This is a genomic window from Dokdonella aquatica, from assembly GCF_051987395.1.
Classification (GTDB): Bacteria; Pseudomonadota; Gammaproteobacteria; order Xanthomonadales; family Rhodanobacteraceae; genus Dokdonella.
The window spans coordinates 2,810,943-2,833,690 of sequence record NZ_CP197094.1; the positions used below are offsets into that span (position 1 = coordinate 2,810,943).

The 22,748-nt window shown below is 71.6% G+C and carries 18 protein-coding genes; 12 read left to right on the forward strand and 6 right to left on the reverse strand.

Going from position 1 to position 22,748, the window contains the following annotated elements:
- Positions 1-49: 49 nt before the first annotated feature.
- From ACQQ2N_RS12635 to ACQQ2N_RS12645, 3 genes are read right to left on the reverse strand one after another with little or no spacing between them, the layout of a single operon-like run.
- Positions 50-976 carry a histone deacetylase family protein gene (locus ACQQ2N_RS12635; RefSeq protein WP_440221930.1) on the reverse strand — a complete coding sequence of 309 codons (927 nt, stop codon included), beginning with the start codon at positions 974-976 and terminating at the stop codon, positions 50-52.
- A gap of 15 nt (positions 977-991) precedes the next feature.
- Positions 992-1,546, reverse strand: coding sequence for a cob(I)yrinic acid a,c-diamide adenosyltransferase (locus ACQQ2N_RS12640; protein WP_440221931.1), 555 nt, complete (start codon positions 1,544-1,546; stop codon positions 992-994).
- A complete protein-coding gene (locus ACQQ2N_RS12645; protein ID WP_440221932.1) occupies positions 1,539-2,135 on the reverse strand; it encodes a hypothetical protein in 597 nt (198 codons plus the stop codon). Before ACQQ2N_RS12645 ends, ACQQ2N_RS12640 begins: the two co-directional genes overlap by 8 nt.
- Positions 2,136-2,328: 193 nt before the next feature.
- Here ACQQ2N_RS12645 and ACQQ2N_RS12650 point away from each other — a divergent pair, with 193 nt between their 5' ends.
- Complete coding sequence (locus ACQQ2N_RS12650; RefSeq protein WP_440221933.1) at positions 2,329-3,051, forward strand: HAD family hydrolase; 723 nt, start codon at positions 2,329-2,331, stop codon at positions 3,049-3,051.
- A 50-nt stretch (positions 3,052-3,101) separates the two neighbouring features.
- Here the strand turns inward: ACQQ2N_RS12650 and ACQQ2N_RS12655 are convergent, their stop codons facing one another.
- Together ACQQ2N_RS12655 and ACQQ2N_RS12660 are read right to left on the reverse strand one after the other, a co-directional pair.
- Positions 3,102-3,377 carry a hypothetical protein gene (locus ACQQ2N_RS12655; RefSeq protein WP_440221934.1) on the reverse strand — a complete coding sequence of 92 codons (276 nt, stop codon included), beginning with the start codon at positions 3,375-3,377 and terminating at the stop codon, positions 3,102-3,104.
- Between the two features lie 107 nt (positions 3,378-3,484).
- Positions 3,485-3,805, reverse strand: coding sequence for a hypothetical protein (locus ACQQ2N_RS12660; protein WP_440221935.1), 321 nt, complete (start codon positions 3,803-3,805; stop codon positions 3,485-3,487).
- A gap of 263 nt (positions 3,806-4,068) precedes the next feature.
- Here ACQQ2N_RS12660 and ACQQ2N_RS12665 point away from each other — a divergent pair, with 263 nt between their 5' ends.
- Entirely contained in the window at positions 4,069-4,227 is a 159-nt protein-coding gene (locus tag ACQQ2N_RS12665) for a DUF3309 family protein (protein WP_440221936.1), read from the forward strand.
- A 127-nt stretch (positions 4,228-4,354) separates the two neighbouring features.
- Here the strand turns inward: ACQQ2N_RS12665 and ACQQ2N_RS12670 are convergent, their stop codons facing one another.
- Positions 4,355-4,624, reverse strand: a complete 270-nt coding sequence (locus tag ACQQ2N_RS12670; RefSeq protein ID WP_440221937.1) for a hypothetical protein — start codon at positions 4,622-4,624, stop codon at positions 4,355-4,357.
- Positions 4,625-4,821: 197 nt separating this feature from the next.
- Between ACQQ2N_RS12670 and ACQQ2N_RS12675 the strand changes: the two genes are divergently transcribed.
- From ACQQ2N_RS12675 to ACQQ2N_RS12720, 10 genes are all read left to right on the forward strand, one after another.
- A complete protein-coding gene (locus ACQQ2N_RS12675; protein ID WP_440221938.1) occupies positions 4,822-5,496 on the forward strand; it encodes a hypothetical protein in 675 nt (224 codons plus the stop codon).
- Positions 5,497-5,631: 135 nt separating this feature from the next.
- Positions 5,632-6,882: an efflux RND transporter periplasmic adaptor subunit gene (locus ACQQ2N_RS12680; RefSeq protein ID WP_440221939.1), complete on the forward strand. Its 1,251-nt coding sequence runs from the start codon at positions 5,632-5,634 to the stop codon at positions 6,880-6,882.
- A gap of 49 nt (positions 6,883-6,931) precedes the next feature.
- Complete coding sequence (locus ACQQ2N_RS12685) at positions 6,932-7,693, forward strand: ABC transporter ATP-binding protein (protein ID WP_440221940.1); 762 nt, start codon at positions 6,932-6,934, stop codon at positions 7,691-7,693.
- 19 nt (positions 7,694-7,712) lie between these two features.
- The gene (locus ACQQ2N_RS12690) at positions 7,713-7,892 is read left to right on the forward strand and encodes a hypothetical protein (RefSeq protein ID WP_440221941.1); all 180 of its coding nucleotides are present in this window, start codon (positions 7,713-7,715) and stop codon (positions 7,890-7,892) included.
- Between the two features lie 15 nt (positions 7,893-7,907).
- Positions 7,908-10,343, forward strand: a complete 2,436-nt coding sequence (locus ACQQ2N_RS12695) for an ABC transporter permease (RefSeq protein WP_440221942.1) — start codon at positions 7,908-7,910, stop codon at positions 10,341-10,343.
- Positions 10,344-10,399: 56 nt separating this feature from the next.
- Positions 10,400-12,805: an ADOP family duplicated permease gene (locus tag ACQQ2N_RS12700; RefSeq protein WP_440221943.1), complete on the forward strand. Its 2,406-nt coding sequence runs from the start codon at positions 10,400-10,402 to the stop codon at positions 12,803-12,805.
- A 37-nt stretch (positions 12,806-12,842) separates the two neighbouring features.
- Positions 12,843-15,260 carry an ADOP family duplicated permease gene (locus tag ACQQ2N_RS12705; protein ID WP_440221944.1) on the forward strand — a complete coding sequence of 806 codons (2,418 nt, stop codon included), beginning with the start codon at positions 12,843-12,845 and terminating at the stop codon, positions 15,258-15,260.
- 42 nt (positions 15,261-15,302) lie between these two features.
- Positions 15,303-17,738 (forward strand): ADOP family duplicated permease, encoded by a 2,436-nt coding sequence (locus tag ACQQ2N_RS12710; RefSeq protein WP_440221945.1) that lies wholly within the window; start codon positions 15,303-15,305, stop codon positions 17,736-17,738.
- Positions 17,739-17,756: 18 nt separating this feature from the next.
- Positions 17,757-20,150: an ABC transporter permease gene (locus ACQQ2N_RS12715; RefSeq protein WP_440221946.1), complete on the forward strand. Its 2,394-nt coding sequence runs from the start codon at positions 17,757-17,759 to the stop codon at positions 20,148-20,150.
- A 28-nt stretch (positions 20,151-20,178) separates the two neighbouring features.
- A complete protein-coding gene (locus ACQQ2N_RS12720) occupies positions 20,179-22,608 on the forward strand; it encodes an ABC transporter permease (protein WP_440221947.1) in 2,430 nt (809 codons plus the stop codon).
- Positions 22,609-22,748: the final 140 nt, after the last annotated feature.

Here is a 22,748-nt window from a genome sequence, read left to right on the forward strand (position 1 = left end):
GCGGGGACGCGCTAGCTTGCCGAAACGCCGTCGCGGCGGCAAACGCCGTTCAGTCCTCGAGCAGGGCGGTCATGTGGGCGGCGGTCGCCTCGCGCAGCGCGGTCAGGCTGTAACCACCCTCGAGGCTCGACACGATGCGCCCCTGCGCATGGCGCTCGGCGAGGTCGACGAGGCGCTCGGTGACCCAGGCGTAGTCGGAGGTCTCGAGGTTCAGGTTGGCGAGCGGGTCGAGCTTGTGCGCATCGAAACCCGCCGAGACCATGACCAGCTGTGGCGCGAAGGCTTCGAGCGCGGGCAGCACGGTCTTCGTGTAGGCCTCGCGGAACTCGACCGAGCCCGCGCCCGGATCGAGCGGTGCGTTGACGATGTTGCCGGCTCCGCGCTCGCGTGCCGCGCCGGTGCCCGGATACAGCGGCCACTGGTGCGAAGAGGCGTACATGACGCGCGCATCCGACCAGAAGATGTCCTGCGTGCCGTTGCCGTGGTGGACGTCGAAATCGATGATCGCGACGCGTTGCACTGCGCCGCCGGCGAGCGCATGCGCCGCACCGACCGCGACGCTGTTGAACAGGCAGAAGCCCATCGCCGTCTGCGCCGTGGCATGGTGACCCGGTGGTCGCACGGCGCAGAACGCGCGTCGCGTACTGCCGGCGAGGACGAGATCGACCGCCGCGCAGACCGCGCCCGCCGCACGCAGGGCGGCATCCGTCGAACCCGGCGACATCGCGGTGTCCGCATCGAGGCGGCGCAGGCCGTCGGCGGGCACGCCTTCGTGGATGTCGTCGACGAGGCGCGCGTCGTGGACGCGCAGCAGCTGCTCGCGCGTCGCGCGCGGCGCCTCGATGCGGTCGACGCGCGCGAAGCGGTCGGTGTCGAGCGCCTGCAGGACGGCGGCGAGTCGCGAAGGGGATTCGGGGTGGCCCGGTCCGGGCATGTGGTCGAGGCAGGCGGCGTGCGTGAACAGCGCGACGGTCATGCAGGCGGTTCCCGGTCAGCGCGCGACGCGCTCGTGGTTCCACAGCACCTCGCCCTGCGCCGACGCCCGCGCGAGTACGCGCGCGACGACGAACAGCAGGTCGGACAGGCGGTTCAGGTAGCGCGACGCCTCGGGGCGGACGGCCTCGTCGCGGCCCAGCGCGACGACATCGCGTTCGGCGCGCCGGCAGATCGTGCGCGCGAGGTGGCAATGGGCGGCGGCGATACCGCCACCGGGCAGGATGAAGTCCTTGAGCGGCGGGAGATCCTCGTTGAAGCCGTCGAGGTCGTGCTCGAGTCGCGTGATGTCGGCATCGTGCACGAGCGCCATGCCCGGGATGCACAGTTCGCCGCCGAGGTTGAACAACTCGTGCTGGACACGCACGAGCACGTCGCGGACCGCCTGCGGGACCTCGCAGGCGAGCACGACGCCGATCGCGCTGTTGGCTTCGTCGACGGTGCCGTAGGCACCGACGCGTGCCGAGTCCTTGCCGACGCGCGTGCCGTCGCCGAGGCCGGTGCTGCCGTCGTCCCCGGTGCGCGTGTAGATCTTCGAAAGGCGGTTACCCACGCCCGGCGCGCTTGGTACCGACCGGCCCGGCCTGCTGCACGAACAGGCCGACGATCACGTGCAGCAGCGCCGCGACGCCGACGTAGCTCGCGGTCGTCGTGAGGTAGGGCAGGTACCAGTGGCCGAGGTTGGTCATCCAGCCGCCCATGCTCGGCGACGCCACGCTCGCGCTCAGCCAGTAGAAGCTGCCGTTGGTGACGAGGAACGTGAGGCTCGTCGCGGCGAGCACCGACACCGCCAACAGGCCGAGTGCCTGCGGCCGCAGGCCGCCGTGGTGGGCGTTGAGCCAGGCGCCGCCGAACCACAGGATGGCGTACGAGGCGAGCAGGAAGCCGTAGGCGGGCGACATGCAGTAGTGCGCCCAGAACGACAGGCCCTGCGAGGTGATGACCGCGTAGTCGATCACGACGGCCAGCGCGAGCAGGGCCGGGAACGCCCAGCGCACCGCGTGGCGGAGGTAGAAGCCTGCGACGAAGAACACGGCCCACGACGCGTCGGGAACGACCGCGAAGTGATTGATGCGCGTCGCCGCCATGAGCAGGACGAGGATCGCGAAGACGACGAAGCGTTGCGGCTGGGTGAGACTCATCACGGGGTCCGGCGGGTCGGTTGCAGCCATCATCTTAGCGCAGTGGGCCGTGCCTTGGCGGCGGGACGCCGTTCAGGCGCATGCCCGGGGAGCGCCGCCGCCTCGGCGCTACAATGCGCGCCTGCCACGACGCGCGCGGCGACCGCACCGCGCGTGCCGACACACATTTCCCCCTGCACCTTCCGGTATTTCCATGCTTGAACTGATCGGTTTCGACGGCGACGACACGTTGTGGCACAGCCAGGATTTCTACGACGCCGCGCAGGCCGAGTTCGAGCGCATCGTCGGACAGTACGTCGACCTCGCCGATGCCCGCGTGCACGAGCGCCTGCTCGCGATCGAGGCCGGCAACATCCACGTGTTCGGCTACGGTGCCAAGGGCATGACGCTGTCCATGATCGAGGCTGCGTTCGACATCACGGGCGGCCTCATCAGCTCGGGCGACCTGCATCGCCTGGTCGGCATCGGCAAGGAAGTGCTTGCCCACCCGGTCGAGCTCCTGCCGGGCATCCGCGCCGCGGTCGAGGCCGTCGCCGCGTCGCATCGCATCGTGCTGATCACGAAGGGCGACCTGATCCACCAGCAGGCCAAGGTCGCGCGCTCCAACCTCACGGACCTTTTCCACCGCATCGAGATCGTCTCCGAGAAGGATCCTCCCGCGTACGCCCGCGTGCTGCGCGAATGCGGTGTCGCGCCCGAGGCATTCGCGATGGTCGGCAACTCGCTGCGATCGGACATCGCGCCCGTGGTCGAACTCGGCGGATGGGGCATCTACATGCCGTACCACTCGACGTGGTCGCTCGAGCTCGATACCGCATTCGCGGCGGACGGTCCGCGCGTCGTGCAGGTCGGGGAGCCGCTCGGCATCCCGGCCGCCGTCGAGCACCTGCAGCGCGCCGCCGCGAACGCCACCTGACGCACGAAGGCCGGGCACGAGGCCCGGCCTTCGCAGCATGACACGTGGGCTCAGCGCTTGCGCGCGTCGAGCCAGGTCTTGTACTCCGATTCGGAGATCTTGCCGTCACCGTCCGTGTCGATGATCTCGAACTGCTTGAGCACGCCCGGGAAAGGAATCAGCTCGTCCTTGCTCAGGAAGCCGTCGCGGCTCGTGTCGGACTCGGACCACGTCGGCGCACGCTCGGTGCTCGGTTCGGTCATCGCCGGCGTCTGCGCGAACGCGGCGGCGGAAATCGTCGCCAGCGCGACGGTGAAAAGCGGGTTGCGGATCTTCGGGGTCTTCATGGAGGTTCTCCTCGGATGGCGGCCAGACCTCGGCCTCGGCGTGGGAACAACCCTAGCGACGCCGTCGCGACTCGATGGTGAATACGTGGTTGCACCGCGAACGACGTTCAGGCCGCGGACATCCGAGCGACGCGGAGCAGCGCTTCGACATGCGTTGCCGCCGCCTGGCCTTGCACGCGCAGCGCGTGCATGCGCGGTGCACCGCCGGCGAGTTCGCGTCCGATCGCGATCGTGACGGCGTCTTTCGGGCACAGGTCGAGGCACCCGCTCGCGACGACGCGCACGTCGCGCGTACCCGACGCCTTCAAGGCACGCTTGAGGTCGTCGCGCAGCGATTCGCGGTCCTGCCGCTTCATGCACTTGGTGCAGACGAACACGACGTCGCGCCATGGGACGTCGTCGTGGGAATCGGAAGGTGGACGGACCATGGGATCTCCGCGTGTCGTGCGCCCTCGATCGGGGCGGCGGAGCGGGTGATCAAGTCCGTTGCATGACTGGCCGGTGACCGCTTTCGAGCATGCCCGGCGAATGTCAGGACGCGTTCACCGCCGACGGCCTATCCGTAGGGCCCTCGGGGTGACGTTCTCGGTGCGACTCGGCAGGCATCGGTCGACGCTGCAGTCATTCCGGAGTTTCGCCCTCGGGACGCGACACGTCCCTTCGATGTTCAGCCCCGGACAAGGACAAGACCATGACCGTTTCGACCATCCTGCTGATCGTGTTGATCCTGCTTCTCGTCGGCGCATTGCCGGCGTGGCCGCACAGCCGTCGTTGGGGCTACGGCCCGAGTGGCGGCCTTGGCCTCGTCGTGGTGATCCTGATCATCCTGCTGCTGCTCGGCCGGATCTGACGGAGCATCGTCACCGCCTGCGTCGAACTCGATCGGCGCAGCGGGTGGTGCGGGTGGCGGCCCGTTCTATCGTGCCGCCGCCGGCATCGCGGCACTCGTCCCGAGGGGCGAACGCCGATTCGCCGAATCAGGCAGCCTGGGGAACGAGCGTCGCCGTGACTTCCTCGACGCGTGCGCGGGCCGAATGCATGGTCGGGTGGAACTCCATGGTCGGGGCGACTTCGGTGTCGCGCGTCGACCACCAGGTCAGGACGAAATTGCCATCCGGCCAGGGACCCGAGATGCCCGCGACGGCGACGCCCTGGATGCTCGCCACGGCCAGCAGGCCGTCGTAGCGGACTTCCCAACCGAGGCTCTCCGGCGTCGAGAACTGGATGAACTTGCTGACCTTGCCCATGGCATCGTTCCTATCGTGAAACGGAAGGTGGTGGATCGGATATTGTGGACAAAGCAATCCGCGTGCCATACGTGATTCGATCTCAAGTCATTGAATCATCGTGGTATTACTTCGCGGGCATGTCAGTTCCTGACAGGCGTGACGTGACAGGCTCCGCATGTCTTGATCCTGCCGGGCCCGCCGTCTAGGGTGTGACGATGCGCATCCTTCTCCTGACCACGAGTGTCCTCGTCCTCGCCGCGTGCTCGCGCGAGGCCCCGCCGCCGGCCGCCGACGGCCCCTCCGGCGCTCCCACCTCAGCGGAGGTCGGTGCGCCGGTCGCGACGGCGGCCGACGCGTTCTTCGCCAACCTGACCACGCTGTGCGGCAAGGCCTTCGGTGGTGCGCTGGGTGCACACGAAGAAGCCGATCTCGCCTTGTTCGGAGGCCCGCCCGTGATGCACGTGGCGTCGTGCAGGGCCGACGAGATCCGCATCCCGTTCCATGTGGGCGAGAACCGCTCGCGCACCTGGATCGTCACGCGTACGTCCGAGGGCCTGCGCCTCAAGCACGACCATCGCCACGAGGACGGCACGCCGGATGATCTGTCGATGTACGGCGGTGATTCCGCAGGGCCGACCGCCGGCTCGGCGCAGCGCCAGTCGTTCCCGGCGGATGCCGAATCGAAGGCCATGTTCGAGGCCGCCGGGCTGACCGCATCGGTCGACAACACGTGGACGCTCGAGATCGAACCGGGCAGCCGCTTCACGTACGAGCTGCGCAGGCCCGAACGCCATTTCAGCGTGGTGTTCGACTTGACCGCACCGGTGGCACCGCCGCCGCCGCCGTGGGGGGCCGTCACGGGCACGTCCGCAGCAGGCGGACACGACTGAACGCTTTCACCGGCGCGGGTGTTCGATGCCGGACACCCGTCCGCACTGGCCGTGTTCACGCCAGTCCAAGGGCTTTTCAGATCAATAGATTGCGATGATGTGAAGGATTGGCATGCCTCGTGCTGAAGCATGCCCATGGACATCGCACGCCCCGAACTGAAGCAACGCAAGCGCCGCCGCCAGATCATCCTCGGCACGGTCGTCGCCACTCTCGTCGTCGCCGCCGGCGTCGGACTCGCCTCGCTGGGACCGGCCATGCCGTCGGTCGAGCGCACGAGCCTGCTCGTCGACACCGTCAAGCGCGGCGAGCTGCTGCGCGAGGTGCGCGGCCCCGGCACGCTCGTGCCGAAGGAGATCCGCTGGATCGCCGCCGAGACCGCCGCGCGCGTCGAGCGCATCGTGGTCAAGCCCGGCGCGAAGGTCGAGACCGATACGGTCATCCTCGAACTCAACAACCCCGAGGTCGACGATCAGCTGCTGTCGGCGAAGTCGGAGGTCACCGCCGCCGAAGCCGACCTCGCCGTGCGCCGCGCGACGCTGCAGTCGCAGTTGCTCGACCAGAAGGCCAGCCTCGCCAGCATCGAGGCCGATTACGAATCCGCACGCCTGCAGGCCGAAGCCGAGGCCACGCTGCGCGACAAGGGCATCATCCCGGGCATCCAGGCCAAGCGCAGCGCGCTCGCGATGGGCCAGCTCAAGACGCGCCTCGGCATCGAACACGAGCGCATCGACCAGTTCACCCAGAACATGCGTGCGCAGCTCGCCGCCGACCAGGCGCGACTCGCCCAGCTCGCGGCGACGCGCGACCTGCGCCAGCGCCAGGCCGATGCGCTCAAGGTGCGCGCCGGCATCGCCGGCGTCCTGCAGCGCATCGCGGTCGAGGAAGGCCAGCAGGTCGCCGCCGGTTCCAACCTCGCGCGTGTCGCCCGTCCCGGCGAACTCATGGCCGAGCTGCGCATCGCCGAAACCCAGGCCAAGGACATCGTCATCGACCAGCCCGCGCGCATCGACACGCGCAACGGCATCGTTGCCGGCAAGGTGCTGCGCGTCGATCCGGCCGTGCAGAACGGCACCGTGCAGGTCGACGTCGAGCTGACCGGCGACCTGCCGGGTGGTGCGCGTCCGGACCTTTCCGTCGACGGCACGATCGAGATCGAGCGCCTCGCCGACGTGCTCTACGTCGGTCGCCCCGCGTTCGGCCAGCCCGAGACCGAGGCACGCCTGTTCCGCGTCGATGCCGACGGCGTCGCCGAGCGCGTGCCGGTGCTGCTCGGCCGCAGCTCGGTCAACCTCATCGAGGTGCGCCAGGGCCTGCAGGCCGGCGATCGCGTCGTGCTCTCCGACACCAGCGCCTACGACCAGGCTGACCGCCTGCGCCTCAAGTGACGCCTTCCGTTTCCCACCGCATCCCATCGCCGACCGACACGAGCCCGCCATGACCGACGAATCCCTGCTCCGCCTCGACAACATCAAGAAGGTGTTCCTGACCGACGAAGTCGAGACGCATGCGCTGGCCGGCGTGCACATCGCGATCGCCAAGGGCGAGTACGTGTCGATCACGGGCCCGTCCGGCTGCGGCAAGTCGACCCTGCTGGCGATCCTCGGCCTGCTCGATACGCCGAGCGAGGGCACCTACCGCCTCAACGGCCGCGAGGTCGCCGACATCGGCGCGAGCGAGCGCGCGGCGATCCGCAACCAGGAAATCGGCTTCGTGTTCCAGGCCTTCAACCTGATCGGCGACCTGACCGTGTTCGAGAACGTCGAGCTGCCGCTGACCTACCGCGACGGCGTCTCCAAGGCCGAGCGCCGCGACCGCGCGATCGCCGCGCTCGAGCGCGTCGGCATGGCGCACCGCGTGAAGCATTACCCGGCGCAGCTCTCGGGCGGTCAGCAGCAGCGCGTCGCGGTGGCACGCGCACTGGTCGGCCAGCCATCGATCCTGCTCGCCGACGAACCGACCGGCAACCTCGACTCGAAGAACGGCGAGGCGGTCATGGAACTGCTCGACGAACTCCACAAGGCCGGCTCGACGATCTGCATGGTCACGCACGATCCGCGCTACGCCGATTTCGCCGACCGCAAGATCTTCATGTTCGACGGTCGCGTCGTCGACGAGGCGACCATGCACCGCCTGCGCCACGAAGAGGACCAGCGCCTCATGCGTCCGGCGCGCGCCACCGCGAACGGCGCGACCTGATCGCGTCGACGTGCCGGCCATGAACACCTTGCGCTTCGCGCTCCGCCAACGGGTCCGCACGTCGGGCTTCACGCTCGTCGCGGTGCCCGCGCTTGGCATCGGCGCCTGCGCGGCGATGTTCGGCATCCTCGACGCGATGCTGCTCAAGCCGCTGCCGGTGCGCGCGGCATCGGTCGATCCCGCCACCGCCCTGCGCTGAAACGGAGCCCGGACCATGCACGCGATCACCGCCGACCTCCGCCGCGCCTGGCGCAACCTGCTCGCCAAGCCGACATTCCTCGCCGTCGCGGTGCTCACGCTCGCGATCGGCATCGGTGCGATCGGCGCGGTGTACAGCGTCGTCGACGGCACGCTGCTCAAGCCGCTGCCGTATCCGCAGGCCGAGCGCATCGTGCGCATCGACCGCGTATCGGAGCCGTACGGCGGACCGGTCTCGGCGAACCTGTTCAACGCCTGGCGCGAGGGTTCGCGCGAGCAGTTCGACAGCTTCGGCGCGTTCGCCGGGGCGACGCTGCATTTCCAGGCGCCCGGCGCGGCGGCCGAGCGCCTCACCGCCTACGCGGTGACGCCGGGCTTCTGGACGACGATGGGCCTGCCGGCCGCCGCGGGTCGCTACTTCGGCGACGAGGAAGAGTCGCGCAACGAGCGTGTCGTCGTGATCGGCCACGCGTTCTGGCAGCACCAGCTCGGTGGCCGCGCCGACGCGGTCGGCAGCGACGTCGTGCTCAACGGCACCGCCTACCGCATCGTCGGCATCACGCCGGCGACATTCCGCTATCCCTACACGGTCGACGTGTTCGTGCCGACCGCGCTGCGCGCGGGCAACTCGACCGACGAGACGAGCTATCTTTCGGTGGTTGCGCGGCTCGCCGACGGCGCGAGCCTCGCCCAGGCCGACGCGGTGCTGGCGCAGGTCAATGAAAGGCTGTCGAGTGAGAACGGAGGACGTTCCGGGACGATCGGTGCAAGTCTCGTCGCACTGCCGGACCGCCTCGTCAGCAGCGTGCGCGAGCCACTGCTGATCCTGCTTGGCGCTTCGGCGCTGGTGCTGCTGATCGCATGCGCGAACCTCGCCAGCCTGCTGCTCGCGCGGGGCGTCGAGCGCCACCGCGAGCTCGCCGTGCGCGCCGCGCTCGGTGCATCGAAGGCGCGCCTGCTGCGTCTCGTGCTCGCCGAGGTCGTCATCATCGCGCTGCTCGGAAGTGCGGTCGGCCTCGCCGTCGCCGCGTTCGCGGTGCCGATGCTGCTTGGTGCCGCGCCCGACGTGCTGCCGGGCCACAGCCTGGTCGGCGTCGATGCCGGCGTCGTCGCGGTCTGCGTCGTGACCGCGCTCGCGACGATGCTCGTATTCGGCATCTGGCCGGCCCTGCGCGCCTCGCGTGCCGATCCCGCCCGCGCGATGCAGGACGAGGCGCGCGGCAGCGTCGGCGGGCGTGCCGGCGGACGTGTGCGCAACGTGCTCGTCGCGGCCGAACTCACGGTCGCGCTCGTGCTGCTCGCCGGTGCCGGCCTGCTGGTCGAGAGCCTGCGCCAGATCGGTCGCGTCGACACCGGCGTGGACACCTCGCACGTGCTGACAGCGTCGATCATCGTGCCGACGCCGCCGACCACGCCGGGCGAGGATTTCGAGACCGCCTACCAGCGCAACACTGCGATCTTCCAGAGCCGCATCGATGCCGTGATCACCCGCCTCGCCGCGCTGCCCGGCGTGACTGCGGTCGGTGTCAGCGACGCACTGCCGCTGTCGGGCGCCGACAACGCGAGCTCGACGATCGAGGTCGTCGGCCAGGCCGCGCCCGACGGTGGCGCGAGCCGCACCGGTGCGAACTGGCGCTTCGTCAATCCTGACTTCATGGCGACGCTCGGCATGCGTCTCGTGTCCGGCCGCCACCTCGTCGATGCGGATGCACGCCCCGGCGCGTTCCCGACCCAGGTCGTCGTCAACGAGACGTTCGCGCGTCGCCTGCTGCCCGGTGTCGATCCGCTCGGCCGCGAAGTCGTGTTCCTCGGTGGCCCTAAGACCATCGTCGGCGTCGTCGCCGATGCGCGCATGGGTGTCGAGCGCGAGCCCGATGCCGAGGTCTACATGCACCACGCGCATTCGCTGTTCCCGCAGTTCGAACTCGCGATCAAGGTCGCCGGCGAGCCGATGGCGATGGCCGAGCCCGTGCGTGCCGCGCTGCGCGAGCTCGATGCCGCGATGCCGGTGTTCCGCGTGCGCAGCATGGACGAGCTCGCCGCGGGCGGCGTCGCGATGCGCGCGTTCAACCTGCGCCTCATGGGCGGCTTCGCGCTCGTCGCGCTCGTGCTCGCCGCGATCGGCGTGTACGGCGTCATCGCCGGCTCGGTCGCGCAGCGCCGCCGCGAGATCGGCCTGCGCAAGGCGGTCGGCGCGAACGTGCTCGACATCCACCGCCTCGTGCTCGGTTCGGGCCTGCGCCTGATCGTGCCGGGCCTCGTCGCCGGCGCGCTCGGCGCGCTCGCGCTGGGCCGCCTGCTCGCCTCGCAGCTCTACGGCATCGGCGCGGCCGATCCGTTCGTGCTCGCGACGACGGTCGCCGTGCTCGCGGTGGTCGCGTTCGCCGCCTGCATCGTGCCGACGCTGCGCGCCGCGCGCGTGCCGCCGATGGAGGCGCTGCGCGACGGCTGACCGCGCCCTCCCGCCAGGCCTTTTTTCTGCCTCACCACCGGAACACACGCACACCGATGAACACGCTGCACGACGATCTCCGCCACGCCCTGCGCGCCTTGCGCGCCCATCCCGGTACGCATGCGTTCGCGATGCTGACGCTGGCCTGCGGCCTCGCCGCGGCGCTGGCGATCCTGTGCGTGGTCGAGGCGGTGCTGCTGCGCGGCTTGCCGTTCCCGAATGCGGATCGCGTCGTGCAGCTGCGCGAGCTCTCCGACGACGGTCGCCCGATGGCGCTCGCGATGCCGAACTACCGCGATCTCGCCGCGGGCACCCAGGGCGTCGCGAAGACTGCCTTCATCTCGGAAGGTCCTTCGCCGGTCGGCTTCGGCGGCCAGCTGCGCAGCACCAGCGTGGCCTGGGTCGGCGACGACTTCTTCGGCGTGTTCGGCCTCGCACCGTCGCTCGGACGCACGTTCGACCGCGACGAGCGCGGCGCGGTCGCGGTGATCTCGCACGCGATGTGGCGTTCGCAGCTCAACGGTCGCGAGGACGTGCTCGGCCAGCGCCTCGACATCGACGGCACGTCGGTCACGATCGTCGCGGTCATGCCGGCGGGCTTCGCCTATCCGGGCGACACCGCCGTATGGACGCCCGCACCGGCCGCGTGGACCGGCGGCGAATCGCGCACCGCGCACAACTGGGATGCCGTCGCGCTGCTCGACGACGGCGCCGCACTCGGCACCGCGCGCCTCGCCGTGGCGGCGCTCGCGACGCGCCTGCAGCGCGAACATGCCGGTGACGTCGATGCCCATGGCTTCGAGGTGACGCCGCTCGCCGACGCGATCGCTGCGCCCGTGCGCAGCGCACTGCTCATGCTCGCGGCCGGCACCGTGTTCCTGCTCGCGATCGCGATCAGCAACGCGCTGAACCTGTTGCTGACCCTCGCCGCCGCACGCTCGAAGGAGTTCGCGGTGCGCACCGCGCTCGGCGCGAGCCGCGCACGCCTCGCGCGCCAGGTGTTCCTCGAGAGCCTCGCGGTCAGCCTCGCCGCCACGCTGGCCGGCCTTGCGGTGGCCTGGGGCGCGCTGCGCCTGCTCGTGCATCTGGCCGGCGAGACCTTGCCGCGCGCGCAGGAGATCCACGTCTCCGCGTCGGCTGTCGCTTGCGCATTCGCCGGTGCCGTCGTCATCGCCGTGATCCTGTCGATCGCCGGGGTGCTCGGTGCGCGTGCGCGTGCACCGATGGAGACGCTGCGCGAGAGCGGGCGAGGGCAGTCCTCGAGCCGTGCGACGCTGCGCTCGCGCAAGGTACTGCTCGTCGCGCAGACCGCACTCACGACCGTGCTGCTGGTCGGTGCGGGCCTGCTCGGCCGCAGCTTCGTCGGCCTGCTCGCGGTCGATCCGGGTTTCCGTGCCGAAGGCGCGATCGCGATCGAGCTGTCACAACCCGGCATGGGCGAACCCGCCGCCGCGCAGCAGGCCGCACGCCGCTACGCCGCGATCATGGACGCGCTCGCCGCGCAGCCCGGCATCACCGCGGTCGGCGGTTCCAACCGCCTGCCGCTGACCGGCGGCGCCAACGGCGCATTCTGGGACGACACCGTCACCTCGTTCGACACGCCGCCGCCTACGCAGCTCGGCTATGCCGAATTCCGCGCCGCGAGCGCGGGGTATTTCGACGCCGCCGGCATCCCGCTGCTGTCGGGCCGTGCCTTCGACGCACGCGATCGCGAGGACAGCCAGCACGTCGCCGTCATCAGCGCGACGGTTGCGCAAAAGACCTGGCCGGGCCGTGATCCGATCGGCCAGCGCATCCAGGTCGGCAACATGGACGGCGACATGCGCCCGGTAACGATCATCGGCATCGTCGGCGACGTGCACGAACGCCGTCTCGAGCGCACGCCGATGGGTGCGGTCTACGTGTCGATCGCGCAGCGTCCGCGCATCGCCGGCGAGTTCAGCGTGGTCGCGCGCACGACGCTGCCGCTCGCGACGACGCTGCCGGCCGTGCGCACGCTGCTCGAACGCGAGGCCATCGACGTGCCGAGCCGCGTCTACCCGCTCGCCGAGGTGCGCGAGCGCGCGGTGGCGCAGCGCCGCTTCAACCTGATCCTGCTCGGCGTGTTCGCGGGCGTCGCGTTCGTGCTCGCGACCGGCGGCCTGTACGGCCTCATGGCGTTCGCGGTCGGCCAGCGCCGCCACGAATTCGCGCTGCGCCAGGCGCTCGGTGCCTCGTCGCGCGGCGTGCTCGACCTCGTCCTGCGCGACGGCATGCGCATCGCGGTGGTCGGCATCGTCGCCGGACTCGCCGCCTCGCTCGCGACGACGCGCCTGTTCGCGGGTCTGCTCTACGGCGTGCCCGCGACCGATCTCGTCACGCTCGCGACGGTCGCCGTCGTGCTCGCCGGCACGCTGCTGCTCGCGAGCCTGCTGCCGGCACGTCGCGCGAGCCGCGTCATGCCACGCGAGGCACTCGCGTGAACCTCGCATCCCTGAACCCTCGCATCGGAGGCGTGCGATGACGACCTTCCTCACCCTCATGCTCGACGAACTGCGCATCGGCGCGCGCAACGCGCTGCGCCGCCCGGGCTTCGTCGCGCTTGCGGGCTCCACGCTCGCGCTCGGTATCGGTGCGCTGGTCGCGGTGTTCGCGCTCGTCGACGCGGTGCTGCTCGCACCGCCGCCGTATCCGCAGGCCGAGCGCCTCGTCGTGCTCGGCAAGAGCGACCGCCACGCCTGGTCGACGATCGCGCCGCGCCAGTACCAGCGGCTCGACGGCATCGACGGTATCGAGCGTCTCGGTTCGCGTTTCGTGCCGAAGGACGTCAACGTCGCCGGCGGCGGCGATCCCGATCTCGTCACCGCATGGCCGGTTGATGCCGGCCTGCTGCCGACGCTCGGCGTCGCTCCCGTGCTCGGCCGCAACTTCACGGCCGAAGAGGATCGCCCCGGCGGCCCGCGTGCGGCGCTGCTCGGCCACGCGTTCTGGCAGCGCCATTTCCATGGCGACACCGGCGTGATCGGTCGCGACGTGCTCGTCGACGGTGTTGCCACGCCGGTCGTCGGCGTGCTGCCGCCGACGTTCCGCCTCGACGGTTCGCCCGACGTGCTGCTGCCGCTCGCGCTCGCGCCGGCGAGCAACGACGGTGCGACCAACCTGCTGGTCTTCGCTCGCCTGGCGCCCGGTGCGTCGATCGACGCGGTGCAGGCCGCCTACGACACGCGCCTGCAGGCGCTGTCGGTCGAACTCGGTCGCGAGCAGGGCGACTGGCGCCCGCGCTTCTACGCGAGGCCGATCGCGGGCGAGCTTGGCGCCGCCGCGCGTCCGGTATTGCTGCTGTTCCTCGGCTGCGCGGCCTGCGTGCTGCTGCTCGTCGCGGTCAACCTTTCCAACCTCATGCTGCTGCGCGCCCTCGCGCGCAGCCATCAAGGCGCGGTGCGTTCAGCGCTTGGCGCCTCGGCCGTGCGGCTCGCGCTGCCGGCGCTCGGTGAAGGCGTGCTCGTCGGTGTCGCGGGTGCAGTCGGCGGCCTCGTGCTCGCGTGGGCGATGCTGAGCTTCGGTCGCGCCTGGTTGCCGGATGGATGGATCGCCGCGGATGCCTCGCTGATCGGCCTGCGCGCGTTCGCCGTCGCGCTGGTCGCCGCCGTCATGGTCGGCGTGTTCGCGGCGCTGCTTGGCGTCTGGCGCGGCGGCAGCACGCCGCGCGATCTCGTCGCCGGCGGGCGCACGGGCGCGAGCCGCGGCACGCAGCGTTTCGGCCGCGTGCTCGTGGCCACGCAGGCGGCGCTCGCAACGCTGCTGCTGGCCTCGTCGGCGATGCTCGCGCATTCGCTGTGGAAGCTCTCGCAGGTCGAGCTCGGTTTCGATGCGCGCGGCGTGCTCGTGCTGCGCCTCAATCCGGCCGCGGCGACCTATCCCGACACCGCGGCCGTGCATCGCCTCGGCGAGCGCATCACCGAGCGGCTGCGTGCCGAACCCGGCGTGCGCGACATCGCGCTGACCACCAACCTGCCGATCGGCTCGCAGCTCAACATGTCGATCAGGCGCTCCGATGGCCTGCCGATCGACGAGGCGCCGCAGTACCGCGCGGTCGGTCCCGGCACGCTCGCCGCGTTCGGCATCCCGCTGCTCGCCGGGCGCGACATCGGCGACGGCGATGTCGCCGGTGGCGAACCGGTCGTCGTCGTCAACGACGCCTTCGCGAAGGCCTATCTCGGCGGCCAGGCACTCGACCAGACGCTGACCGTCGATTTCGGCGACGGCATGCCCGCGATGCGCGTCGTCGGTGTCGCCGCCGACGTGCGCGATTTCGGTCCGCAGGAAGCATCACCGCCGACCGTGTTCGCGCCGATCGCGCAGATGCCCGATCCGATGCTCGCGCTGCTGCGCCAGTTCGTGCCGGTCAACGTGGCGGTGCGCGTCGAAGGCGATGCTGCTGCGTATGCGTTGCGCGTGCGTGCCGCGCTGCGCGACGTCGACCCGGGTCTCGGCATCGCCGGCCTGCGCCTGCTCGAGCGCGATGTCGCGGCGGCGACGTCGGTGCAACGCATGAATGCCGCGCTGGTCGGCGTGTTCGCGGTGCTCGCGATCGTGCTCGCCTCGGTCGGCCTCTACTCGGTCACCGCGGTCGCGGTGGCCTCGCGCCGCCGCGAGTTCGGGGTGCGCGCCGCGCTCGGCGCCTCGGCGCCGCGGCTCATGCGCGGCGTCGTCGCGCGCGGCCTTGTCGATGTCGCGATCGGCCTCGCCGCCGGTCTCGCCCTCGCGCTCGCCGCGGGACGCCTGCTCGAGCGATTCCTGCACGGCGTCGGCGCTTCCGATCCGCTCGCCTGGATCGCGACGCTCGCCGTGCTCGGTCTCGCCGGCCTGCTCGCGACCGTTCTGCCGGCCGTGCGTGCGGCGCGCGTCGCGCCGATGGAGGCCTTGCGTGACGACTGATGCACTCTCGAACACACCGTCGATGCCGCGCGGAGGCACGCCGTGATCGCCGCATTCGCCGACGACCTGCGCCTGGCCTGGCGCGGCCTGCGCGCGCAGCCGACGTTCCTCGCGACGGCCGTGCTGACACTCGCGCTCGGCATCGGCGCGCTCGCGGCGATCTTCACGGTCTACGACGCGGTACTGCTCAAGCCGCTGCCGTTCGCGCACGGCGACCGCCTCGTGAGCGTCACGCGCGAGCAGCCGCCGTACCGCGGCAGCGACAGCCCGGTGCCGCAGTTCGACGAATGGCGTGAACGCAGCACGGCGGCGTTCGATGCGTTCGGCGCGTATGCGCCCGAGACGATGAACCTCGCCGGTGACGGCGATGCCTTGCGGCTCGCCTCGTACAAGGTCACGCCGGGCTTCTGGGACGTGTTCGCACGGCCACTCGCGCTCGGCCGCGCCTGGGGCGACGACGAGGAGCGCCACAACGTGCGCGTCGTCGTGCTCGGCGATGCGCTGTGGCGCACGCGCTTCGGTGCCGCCGCCGACATCGTCGGTCGCGACGTCGTGCTCAACGGCGACGCGTATCGCGTCGTCGGCGTGGCGCAGGCGGCGTTCCGTTTCCCGGCGGACGCGCAGGCCTGGATGCCGACCTATGCACCGGGTCATGCGCAGAGCCGCCGTGACATGAGCTTCCTGCGCGTGGTCGCACGGTTGCGTGACGGCGTCACGGCCACGCAGGCACGCGACGTGCTGCGCGGCGTGACCGACTGGCAGGCGGCGACGTTCCCCGATACCGATGCGGGCCTGTCGGCCGCGGTCGAGCCGCTGCAGGACGCGATCGGTGCGAAACTGCGCACGCCGCTGCAGATGCTGCTCGCGGCGTCCGCGCTCGTACTGCTGATCGCGTGCGCGAACCTCGCCAACCTCATGCTCGCGCGTGCCCAGGACCGCCACGCCGAGCTCGCGCTGCGCCGTGCACTCGGCGCGGGTCAGCGCCGCCTCGCGCGCCAGCTCGTCGCCGAGGCGCTGGTCGTGACCGCACTCGGCGTGTTCGCCGGCCTCGCGCTGGCCTGGCCTGCGACGGCCGCGCTCGCGCAGCTCGATCCGGGCCTGCTGCCGGGCTACACGGCACCGTCGCTCGACCTGCGCGTCGTCGCCGTGACCGGCCTCGTCGCCGGCACGACGATGCTCGCGTTCGCACTCGTGCCGGCATGGCGCGCGGCCGCTGCCGATCCTGCGCTCGCGTTGCGCGGCCTCTCGCGTGGCCAGGCCGGTACGCGCGGCGCGGCACGCGCACGCCGTGTGCTCGTCGCGGCCGAACTCGCGCTCGCGCTGACCCTGCTCGCCGGCGCCGGCCTGCTCGTCGATTCGCTGCGTCGTCTCGGCGGGGTCGACACCGGCGTCGACGCGCGCCAGGTGCTCACCGCGCAGTTCTCGATCCCGACGCGTGTGCTGCAGCCCGGCGAGGACCTCGATGCATGGGCCGGGCAGGCGATGTCCGCACTCGGTCCGCGCCTGACCGCGATCGAGGAACGCCTGCGCGCGATCGGCGGTGTCGATGCGGTCTCGTTGAGTTTCGGCCTGCCGGCGTCGGGCATCGCGAGCTGGAGCAGCGCGTTCGAGGTCGTCGGCGATCCGGCCGGACGCCAGCCGGCCGTGCAGTACCGCTTCGTCAGCACCGACTATTTCCGCACGTTCGGCATCCCGGTCGAAGCCGGTCGTGCGTTCGACGCGCTCGACGGCACACGCGCGCTGCTGCCGACCGAGCTGCTCGTCAACCGTGCGTTCGCGACGCGCTTCCTCGGTGGCGGCGACGCGATCGGGCGCGAGATCCGTACCTTCGGCGATGCGCCGATCCCGGTCGTCGGCGTGGTCGGCGACGTGCGCCAGGCCGGGCTCGAGCGCGAGGCGCAGCCCGAGCTGTACTTCCCGCTGGCCAAGGCGATCAAGGGCGAGATCGCGATCGCGCTCAAGGTGCGCGGCGACGCGCTCGCGTTCGCGGGTCCGCTGCGCGAGGCGATGCGCGAGGTCGCTCCCGATGCGCCCGTGTACGCGGTGCGCACGCTCGACACGGTGATCGGCTCGACGCTCGCGTTGCGCCGCTTCAATGCCTCGCTCATGGCCGTGTTCGCGGGTGTCGCGCTCACGCTCGCCGCGGTCGGCCTGTACGGCGTGGTCGCCTACACGGTCGGCCGGCGCCGCCGCGAGATCGGCCTGCGCCAGGCGCTCGGCGCGGACGCGCGCGCGATCCACCGCCTCGTGCTGCGCTCGGGCCTCGCGATGCTGCTGCCCGGCATCGCGTTCGGCGTGGTCGGCGCGCTCCTGGTCGGCCGCCTCGTCGCCTCGCAGCTGTACGGCGTCGGCAGTGCCGATCCACGCGTGCTCGCGGGCGTCGTGGCGGTGCTGGCCGTGGTCGCGCTCGCGGCCTGCCTCGTGCCGACCTGGCGTGCCGCGCGCGTCGCGCCGCTCGAGGCCTTGCGTGATGAATGACTTTCGAAGGGGATTCCGATGAGCGGCTTCGTGTCCGACCTGCGCCTCGCCTTGCGCCGCCTCGCCAGCGCACCGGGCTTCACGTTCGCCTCGGTGGCGATGCTCGCGCTCGGCATCGGCTTCAGCGTCGCGATGGTCGCGACCGTCGACGGCGTGCTGCTGCGTGGCCTGCCGCTGCACGATCCTGATCGCATCGTCGTCGTGCGCGCCGTGAATCCTGCGCAGGACGTCGACAACGCGCAGTTCACGACGCGCGAGGCCGAACTGCTGGCCGCCGGCACGCCGGGCTTCGACGCGCTCGGCTACTACTGGTGGAGCGGCGTGACGCTGTTCGACGGCGAACGCGCGCGCGAGATCACGACGCATGTCGTCGGCGCGGGCTATTTCGAGGCGCTCGGCATCGCGCCCGTGCTCGGGCGTGTGCTGGATGCCGACGACGTGCGCGAGGATCGTGGCGTCGCGGTGCTGTCGCATGCCGAATGGCAGCGTGCGTTCGGCGGCTCGACCGACGTGATCGGCAAGCGCCTCGAACTCGTCGACGAGGATCCGCTCGAGATCGTCGGCGTGCTGCCGCCGTCCGCCGAACTCGTCGCCGGTGACACCGGTGTATGGCGTCCGCTTGCGGCGAAGTACCTTCCGCAGGACGGCCTGCAGCGCGAGCGTCGCCGCACGCTGCTCATGGTCGGACGTCTCGCCGCGGGCACCACGCCCGCGCAGGCCGACGCGGCCTTGCAGCAGCGCTTCGAGGCCCTCGCGGCCGAGCGCGGCGAGACCGATGCGGGCTGGCGTGCCACCACCCGACCGCTCATCGACGTACTCGTCGGCGATGCGCGCACGGCGCTGTGGGGCGCGTTCGCGCTGGCCGTGCTCGTGCTGCTCGTCGCGGCCGCGAACGTCGCGATCCTGCTTGATGCGCGCCAGCTCGCGCGGCGCCGCGAGCAGGCCGTCTTGCAGGCAATCGGCGCGAGCCGCGGACGCCTGCGCCGCGAGCTCGCGCTCGAACTCGGACTGCTCGCGACCGCCGCGGTCGTGGCCGGCAGCGGCGTCGCCGCAGCGACGATTGCACTCCTGCGTGAACTCGCTCGCGACAGCGTGCCGCGCGTCGACGGCATCGTGCTCGACGCACGCGTACTCGCCGCCGCCGCAGTGTTCGGCCTCGCCGTGCCGTGCCTCGCTGCGCTCGCGGGTGCGCTGCGTGTGCACGGTGCGCCCGCCGAGGCGATGCGCGCGGGTGGCAAGGGGCTCGTCGGCCAGGCCGGGCAGCGTCGTGCGCTTCCCGCGCTCGCGATGGCCTTGTCGACGCTGAGCCTCGTCGCCGCGCTCGCGCTCGCGGGAGGCCTGTGGCGGCTGCAGGCCGTGGAGCCCGGCTACGCGACCGCGAACGTGCACGCGATGCAGTTCTTCCGCGGTGGACGCGAGGCTTTCGTGCCGTTCACCGAGCAGCTCGCCGAACGCCTCGGTGCGCTGCCCGGCGTGCGCGGCGTCGCGGTGACGAGCGCGGCACCGCTGTCGGGCATCGGCAGCGCGAGCGTCGACCTGCGCACGCCCGATCAGGGCGCCGAGGCTGGCGTGCAGAGCGTGCTGCGCCGTGTCTCGGCCGATTATCTCGGCGTGCTCGGCATGCCGCTGGTTGGCGGTCGCGGCTTTGAGGCGACCGACCGCCGCGGCGCGGAAGCCGTCGCGATCCTCAATCGCACCGCGGCGCGCCGCGTGTTCGGCGACGCCGATCCGCTCGGGCGCATGCTCAGCGTGCCGATCGGGCGCGAGCGCGTCGACGTGCGCGTAGTCGGCCTCGTCGACGACATCCGCAACGACGGCCTGCGCATGCCCGCGGCACCCGAGGTGCTCGTGCCGTTCGCGCAGTTCCCGATCAACGCGATGACCTTCCTCGTGCGCGGCGATCGCCCGCTGCCGGGCATCGACGCGCAGATGGCCGCGGCACTCGCCGCGATCGATCCGCGCCAGGCGGTCACGCGCCACTATGTGCTCGCCGGCGACATCGCCGAGCAGCTGCGCCCGGCGCGCTTCTTCGCGCGCACGGTCGGCGCGTTCGCGGGCGCCGCGCTGCTGCTCGCCGTGCTCGGCGTGTACGCGGTCGCCTCGCTGCAGCAGCAGCGCCGCATCGGCGAGTTCGGCCTGCGCCTCGCGGTCGGCGCGCGCCCCGTCCAACTCGCCTCGCGCGTGCTGCGCGACAGCGTCGCCACGAGCGCGGCGGGTGTCGCCGCCGGCCTCGTCGCGGTCGCGATCGTGCTGCGCGTGATCGACCTGCGCGAACTCGGCGTCGACGGCTGGCCGCTCGGTGCGCTCGCCGCGGGCGTCGCCGCGATGGCGGCTGCCGCGCTGCTCGCCGCCGCACTGCCGGCCTGGCGCGCGTCGCGCGTCGCACCGATGGTCGCGTTGCGCGACGAATGACGACACGTTCTCCAGAGGATCCGACCCGATGAGCCGCTTCACCGACGACCTGCGCACCGCCGTGCGTGCCTTGCGCGCGAGGCCGACCTTCCTCGTCACCGCCGTGCTGACGCTCGCGCTCGGCATCGGCGCGCTCGCCGCGATCTTCACCGTCTACGACGCCGTGCTGCTCAAGCCGCTGCCGTTCGCGCATCCCGAGCGCATCGTGCGCGTCATGCGCGACCAGCCGCCGGTCACGCACAGCCCCGTGTCGCCGCCCGTGTTCCGCGAGTGGCAGGCGCGCAGCGGCGAGGCGTTCGAGGCCTTCGGTGCGTTCGTCGGCGGCACCTACAACCTGACCGGCTCGGGCGATGCCGATCGCCTGTCCGGCTATGCGGTGACGCCGGGCTTCTGGAACGTGTTCAACGGTTCGATCCTGCAGGGTCGCGCGTTCGGCGAGGCCGAGGAGAACGCCAACGAGCGCGTCGCGATCATCGGCGAAGCCTTGTGGCGCGACCGCTTCGGTGCCGATGCCGGCGTGATCGGCCGCGATGTCGTGCTGAACGGCGAGGCCTGGCGCGTGGTCGGCGTCGCGCGCGCCGACGCCTCGTTCCCGTCCGGCGCGCAGCTGTGGGTGCCGACCTTCCTGCCCGGCAACACGCAGACGCGCGGCAACAACTCGCTCAGCATCGTCGGGCGCCTGCGCGACGGCGTCGGCGCTCAGCAGGCGCTCGGCGTGCTCGACGGCATCGTGCAGTGGCAGCGTGCGACCTGGCCCGACGAGAGCAAGGGCATGCAGGTGCGCGTCGAGGCCTTGCAGGATCGCCTCACGAGCCGCGTGCGCGAGCCGCTCGGCATGCTGTTCGGTGCCGCCGGGCTCGTGCTGCTGATCGCGTGCGCGAACCTCGCCAACCTCATGCTCGCGCGCGGCCAGGCGCGTGCGCAGGAACTCGCGCTGCGCAGCGCGCTCGGTGCGGGGCGTGGCAGGCTCGTGCGTGCGGTGCTCGCCGAATCGATGGTCGTCGCCGCGCTCGGCACGCTGGCCGGCGTGCTCGCGGCGATCCCGGCGGTGCGCGGGCTGCTCGCGCTCGCGCCGGATCTGCTGCCGGCGTACGCGGTGCCCGCGGTCGACCTGCGTGTCGTCGCGGCCTGTGCCGGCGGCGCGCTCGCGACGCTGCTTCTGTTCGGTCTGCTGCCGGCATGGCGTGCGTCGCGCATCGACCCGGCCACGGCGCTGCAGGGCGCCTCGCGCAGCCAGACCGGCGGCGCGAAGCAGGTGCGTGCGCGTGGTGTGCTCGTGGCCGGCGAGGTCGCGCTCGCGGTCGCGCTGCTCGCGGGTGCAGGCCTGCTCATCGACAGCCTGCGCCGCCTCGGCGAGGTCGACTCGGGCGTCGATCCGAAGCAGGTGCTGACCGCGCAGTTCTCGCTGCCCGCGCCGTCGATGGAGGCCGGTGAGGACATCGCCGACTGGTACGCTCGCATGGTGGCGTTCGCGGGCCCGCGCCTCGACGCGATCGAGGCGCGCCTGCGCGAGATTCCCGGCGTCGAATCGGTCGCGCTCAGCGAGCGCCTGCCGGCCTCGGGCGACTGGGGCTGGAACGGCAGCTTCGGCATCGTCGGTCACGAGATTCCCGAAGACGCGATCATCGAGTTCCGTTTCGCGAGCATCGACTACTTCCGTACCTACGGCATCCCGGTCAAGGCTGGTCGCGCGTTCGACGCGCAGGACGGCCATGTCGACGGCGTGCCGTCGCAGGTCGTCGTGAACCAGGCGGTGGTCGACCGCTACCTTGCCGGCGGCGATGCGCTCGGCCGGCAGATCGCCGCGTTCCTCGGCGATCCGAAGCCGATCATCGGCGTGGTCGGCGACGTGCGCCAGGCCGGCCTCGATCGTCCGCCCAACGCGGAGCTGTACTTCCCGATCCGCAAGGTCGGCCGCGGCGAGCTCGCGCTCGGCCTCAAGGTGCGCGGCGACGCGATGGCGGTGGCCGGCGCGCTGCGCGAGGCGATGCGCGAGGTCGCGCCCGACGTGCCGGTCTACGCGATCCGCACGCTCGAGTCGGTCACCGGCGCGACGCTGCAGCTGCGCCGCTTCAACATGACGCTCATGAGCGTGTTCGCGGGCGTCGCGCTCGTGCTCGCCGCGATCGGCCTGTACGGCGTGGTCGCCTACACGGTCGGCCAGCGTCGCCGCGAGATCGGCCTGCGTCAGGCGATCGGTGCGGGCACGCGCGACATCCATCGTCTCGTGCTCGGCACGGGCATGCGCATGGTCGTTCCGGGCCTCGTCGCCGGCATCGTCGGCGCGATCGCGCTCGGCCGCGTGATCTCGGCCCAGCTGTACGGCGTCGGCGCGGCCGATCCGCGCGTGCTCGCCGGCGTCGTCGCGGTGCTCGCGCTCGTCGCGTTCGCGGCCTGCGCGGTGCCGATGTGGCGTGCCGCTCGCGTCGCGCCGATGGAGGCGTTGCGGGCTGAATGAGCGCGCGCGTTGCGTCGTGATCCCGCGAGCGTCGGGATGGGGCATGCGCACACGCCGCAATCGGACAGCACGGCGTCCGATCACGGACGCCGAAGCCGCTGCGGTATGGCGCACGCCGTGCCACGCAGCGGTTGGAGGGG